The organism is Roseibium sp., from assembly GCF_025698965.1.
Taxonomy (GTDB): domain Bacteria; phylum Pseudomonadota; class Alphaproteobacteria; order Rhizobiales; family Stappiaceae; genus Roseibium.
In genome coordinates, this window is sequence record NZ_JAILWL010000487.1 from 1 (window position 1) to 4,776 (window position 4,776).

General features: G+C 56.8%; 5 protein-coding genes and 1 pseudogene. 2 read left to right on the plus strand and 4 right to left on the minus strand.

Annotated features, from left to right (window positions below):
- The 3 genes and pseudogenes from K5905_RS27660 to K5905_RS27670 form a co-directional block, all read right to left on the minus strand.
- A pseudogene (locus tag K5905_RS27660) lies at positions 1-357 on the minus strand (hypothetical protein); the annotation flags it as partial.
- A gap of 16 nt (positions 358-373) precedes the next feature.
- Entirely contained in the window at positions 374-1,525 is a 1,152-nt protein-coding gene (locus K5905_RS27665) for an efflux RND transporter periplasmic adaptor subunit (RefSeq protein ID WP_297590353.1), read from the minus strand.
- Entirely contained in the window at positions 1,522-1,923 is a 402-nt protein-coding gene (locus K5905_RS27670; RefSeq protein ID WP_297590355.1) for a DUF3302 domain-containing protein, read from the minus strand. Before K5905_RS27670 ends, K5905_RS27665 begins: the two co-directional genes overlap by 4 nt.
- Before the next feature lie 251 nt (positions 1,924-2,174).
- Between K5905_RS27670 and K5905_RS27675 the strand changes: the two genes are divergently transcribed.
- Both K5905_RS27675 and K5905_RS27680 read left to right on the plus strand, forming a co-directional pair.
- Positions 2,175-3,395, plus strand: coding sequence for an argininosuccinate synthase (locus K5905_RS27675; RefSeq protein WP_297590358.1), 1,221 nt, complete (start codon positions 2,175-2,177; stop codon positions 3,393-3,395).
- Positions 3,396-3,406: 11 nt separating this feature from the next.
- Positions 3,407-4,093 carry a hypothetical protein gene (locus tag K5905_RS27680; RefSeq protein ID WP_297590360.1) on the plus strand — a complete coding sequence of 229 codons (687 nt, stop codon included), beginning with the start codon at positions 3,407-3,409 and terminating at the stop codon, positions 4,091-4,093.
- Here the strand turns inward: K5905_RS27680 and K5905_RS27685 are convergent.
- On the minus strand, positions 4,090-4,776 hold a 687-nt coding region (locus tag K5905_RS27685; RefSeq protein WP_297590362.1), incomplete at its 5' end, for a sulfatase-like hydrolase/transferase. The two genes, K5905_RS27680 and K5905_RS27685, sit on opposite strands and share 4 nt — an antisense overlap.

Below are 4,776 nucleotides of genomic sequence, written 5' to 3' on the forward strand. Positions count from 1 at the left end.
CTTCGACCCGCCCTTCAACTCCTGAACCTGCGGAAACAGCTCCCCTTTTGCGATACCGAGCTGGGCCCGCGCCTGATAGACCCGGACACCAGCTGCCTGAAGCTCCACATTCTGGCGATAGGCCTCGGCGATCAGGCCGTTCAAGGTTTCGTCCCTGAACACATGCCACCAGGGCACGGAATTCGCGCTGCGGCTGGTAAACCCGGTACGGCTGTCAATCGGCAGATTGGCACCGGTGCTCCAACTGTCCAGCAAGGGGGCTTCCGGCCGCTCGAAATCGGGACCAACCATGCAGCCACCCAGAAGCAGGGCGCTACCAAAAACCAGCCTTTTTGCAACTTGCCGAACCTGACTCATATTCGACCTGCCCACTCTAGACATCAAACGGAACAATGAAATTGATCCAGGCGTAAAGCCGCATATTAATGCGTCTGAGAACCGCAACCCATTCGCCGCCACCGCCGGTATAGATCGCCGCCGCCCCGTGCGCACCGCCAGGATATCTCTTGAGCGCCGGGTCATCATCCAGAACAATCTCGACAGCGAAGCGCCCTTGTGGGCTCATGAACAGAAAGTCCGGCACCCGGCCGCTCGGCTTGATCTGCCCCTGTCCGGTTCCCTCCCAGATCGACTTGACTTTGCCGGTGAAGATCTGGCCCGGATAGAAATCCAGCGAGACTTCCACCGGTTGCCCCGGCTCCACGAATTTAAGATGTTCCTGATAGAACGTTGCCAGGAAATAAGGATCGGCGTCGGCCACAAAGGCGGCAATGGCACCGATACGAAAACCTCCGACAACAAGTCCCGGGCGCGCCTGTTGACTGATGATCATGCCGTCTTCCGGCGCGTAAATGGTCGTCTGATCGAGGTAATAGACGGCCTGATCCACCTGGGCCTGTGCGGCCGCCACCTGAGCATTGACGCCGTCCAGTTTTGCATCTGTCGCCAGCTGCGCCTTTTTCAGGTTGGCCTCGGCTTCAGCGACCTGTGCCTCAGCGCCAGCAAGCTGCGCGTTCCACTTGTCGAGGGTCTCTTGCTTCGCCCCGCCACGCGGCACCAGGTTCGAGTACCGATTGACCTGTTCATTCGCAAACTGCTCGTTGGCGCGTGCTTCATTCACCGAATCCCGCGCAAGAACGATATTTTCTTCCAGGATCAGCGCATTTTGCTGGGCGCTGGCCAGGTTCGCCTGAGCTTCTTCAAGCTGGGCCGCATAGAGCGTCCGGTCGAACTGATAGAGCTTGTCGCCTTTTTTCACCTTTTGATTCTGAGCCACGAACACCTCTTCCAGAAGCGTCGGGTGCGGCAGGCGTGGCGCGATCTGGATGGTCTGACGGATCACATGACCGTCTATCGTGTAAGGCGTATAGAAACGCAAAAAGACAATCAGCAGAAACAGGACATGAAAGCCGACCCAGAAAGTCACCACGCCCCAGGCAATATTGAATTTCAAAAGCCGGTATTTGTAGAACACCAGCCACATGGCAATGGCGTAGAAAAAAACGATAAGCAGAGCGATCGTCATTTGGCATCGCCCTCGCTGCCGGTGCTCTTGTGCAATTGTTCAGGCGCCACTTCTTCCGCTGTTGCAGATCCAAGACCGGCTTCAAGTTTTCCAGTCGTCTCCGGTGTTTCTCCAACACCGTTTTTTTCCTTCATGTCCCCGGGCAACTTGCGCACATCGATCGTCAGGGAATCGTGATAGGCCCAGATCAGAGCATGGATCCACGGAAAGACGGTGAAGAGACCGATCCAACCACCGAGTTTCACCGATTCCGCATGGGGATGTTTGCGCTTTTCCGCCAGTTTGCCGGGCAACCCGCCTAACGTGATCATTGCGTAAAAGAATGCAATGACGATCACCAGCAAGAGCAGAAAAGTCGCGTAGTCATAAACATCGAGCTTGAAGTCGATCAGGCTCATTCCACCTCCCGATCCGGCCATGGCGTTGAGCCGGTCTTTTCCCAATCGTTAACACCCTCGACCGGGTTGCGGTCAATTGCAAGTTTCAACTGTCCCCGGCCTTCCGGCAAACCTTTGTCTGATCGCAACTCTAGCTGTGGCCATTTCCCCGCGTTGGGGGGCTTGCGCCGCCCAAAGAACCGGCTAAATTGCCGCAAATTTTCAACGGTGCGGTGAGACCGCCAAAAAACAACGAATTGGACCTTCTTTCGATGGCGCACGGAGACATCAAAAAAGTAGTGCTGGCCTATTCCGGTGGCCTTGATACATCCATCATTCTGAAGTGGCTGCAGACCGAACTGGGCTGCGAAGTGGTGACCTTCACCGCGGATCTTGGACAGGGTGAGGAACTTGAGCCCGCGCGCAAAAAGGCCGAGATGCTTGGCATCAAGGAAATCTACATTGACGACCTGCGTGAAGAATTCATGCGCGATTTCGTCTTTCCGATGTTCCGCGCCAATGCCGTTTACGAAGGCGTCTACCTTCTCGGGACGTCCATCGCCCGTCCGCTGATCTCCAAGCGCCTGATCGAAATCGCGGAAGAAACCGGCGCCGACGCCATCGCACATGGCGCCACCGGTAAGGGCAACGACCAGGTCCGCTTCGAACTTTCCGCGTACGCCCTGAACCCGGATATCAAGGTTATCGCACCGTGGCGCGACTGGACGTTCAAGTCGCGGACCGACCTGCTCGATTTTGCCGAGCAGCACCAGATCCCCGTGCCGAAAGACAAGCGCGGCGAAGCGCCGTTCTCCGTCGACGCCAACATGCTGCACTCCTCTTCTGAAGGTAAGGTCCTGGAAGACCCTGCCGAAGAAGCCCCGAACTATGTGTTTCAGCGCACGGTAGACCCGACAGAAGCTCCGGATGTCGTCACCGAGATTGAAATCGGCTTTGAAAAAGGCGATGCGGTTTCTCTGAACGGTAAAAACATGTCTCCGGCCACACTGTTTGCCAAGTTGAACGACTATGGTCGCGACAACGGCATCGGCCGCCTCGACATGGTTGAAAACCGTTTCGTCGGTATGAAGAGCCGCGGCATCTATGAAACGCCGGGCGGTACAATTCTCCTGACCGCACATCGTGCGATGGAGTCCATCACTCTTGATCGCGGCGCATCGCATCTCAAGGACGAGCTGATGCCTCGTTATTCTGAGCTGATCTACAACGGCTTCTGGTTCTCGCCTGAACGCGAGATGCTGCAGGCCTTGATCGACAAGAGCCAGGAACACGTCACCGGAACCGTCAAATTGAAGCTCTACAAGGGCAACGTCATCCTGGTCGGCCGGTCTTCGCCTTATTCGCTCTATTCCGAAGAGTTGGTCACCTTCGAAGACGACCAGGGCGCATATGACCAGAAAGATGCAGCCGGCTTCATCAAACTGAACGCCTTGCGCTTGCGCACGCTCGCCAAGCGCGACCGGATCGGCTGAGAGCAACTGACATGATATCACCGGCGGCAGCGACTTTTAATAAAGACCTCGCAGCCGCCGGCTTTTTGTGCCTGGGCGGGTTTGAGCCGGACGCAAACGCCGGGATGCCGGAAATGCAGGGTGACGAGCGGACCAAGGCATTGTTGCTGATCGGCAGCACAGGCCCGTCTCTCTGGCCGGTTTTCACCCGCAGCACGGAATATTCCGACGATGCACCACATGCGCTGGACAGGTACACCAAACGTGTTTTGACCGATCTGGCTAACACGAACGGATTCAGGGTGCTTTTCCCTTTTGAAGGCCCGCCCTACTACCCGTTTCAGCAATGGGCCATAAAATGCGGCGGATTTTCACAAAGCCCCATGGGTGTGCTGGCGCATCGGGACTATGGCCCATGGTCCGGCTTTCGGGCGGTCTTTCTCTCTCCCGACCGGCAGCCGCACTTCATCGGTCCGGCAACAATGCAGGGCCCTTGCGAAACCTGCCAGGACAAGCCCTGTCTGTCCGTCTGCCCCGCAAACGCGCTCTCACGTGAGGCCGGTTACGACGTGCCAAGCTGCCGCGCACATCTTGAAGCGACAGAAAACGCCGAATGCCTGTCCGGCTGCCTTGCCCGGCGCGCCTGCCCGTTCGGCGCGGAGCACCAACAGGAAGCTGCGACTGCGCGTTTTCACATGAGAAGTTTTCTCGGGTTCTAGTTTTTCTGCGATAGCGGCCCGGTGGCAACCTGGTCTTTCGCTGCATCTGTAGTCGGCTTCAGAGAAAGCCAGGCAACTTCTCCCGCTTCGAACTGCCGTCTTCCCTGACGGGTCCAGACAGGGGGATGATGATCGCCGACGACGAGGATCCTCGTATCCTTGAGCGCCGGGGTTAGCGCCATCTCTCGCACACGATACATGAGATCCATCCACATTTCCGTCATGCTGCAAACGGTCCAGTCGTCAAAGGGCCCACCGGTCTCGCAATCGAGCCGAGGAGTCGCAATGCCTTTTTCCAGAGGAAGATGGGTGTTCAACGTCAGCCAGTATACAAATTTCGGTTTCCCGGCTTGTTCTTTCAGATAGGCCTCCACGGCATCCGCGACATCAAAATCGCACAATCCCTTGAACGTCAGACCGCAGGTTTTGCCGGTTTCGACAAAACTACTGTTTCTAAGCTGCTCCTGGAAAAAGAGTTTTTGAAACCCGATGCGGGGGAACCAATCGGTGCGGTCAAAAAACGCCCCCCAGAAGGCGTGGAAGGCCGCGGTTTCATATCCCTTGGCCTGATATTCCGCAGGCAGGCAATCGTAGGCGGGCGCTTCAAGATAATCCATATAGTCGCCCCACCGGCCACACAATTCGCGCGATTCCGCGGACGTGGTTGAACCGAAATAAGCACT

What these genes read in the sequence shown, in the direction of transcription:
- K5905_RS27665 (WP_297590353.1), bottom strand. Translation starts at nt 1,525, where the DNA reads ATGACGATCGCTCTGCTTATCGTTTTTTTCTACGCCATTGCCATGTGG.
- K5905_RS27670 (WP_297590355.1), bottom strand. Translation starts at nt 1,923, where the DNA reads ATGAGCCTGATCGACTTCAAGCTCGATGTTTATGACTACGCGACTTTT.
- K5905_RS27675 (WP_297590358.1), top strand. Translation starts at nt 2,175, where the DNA reads ATGGCGCACGGAGACATCAAAAAAGTAGTGCTGGCCTATTCCGGTGGC.
- K5905_RS27680 (WP_297590360.1), top strand. Translation starts at nt 3,407, where the DNA reads ATGATATCACCGGCGGCAGCGACTTTTAATAAAGACCTCGCAGCCGCC.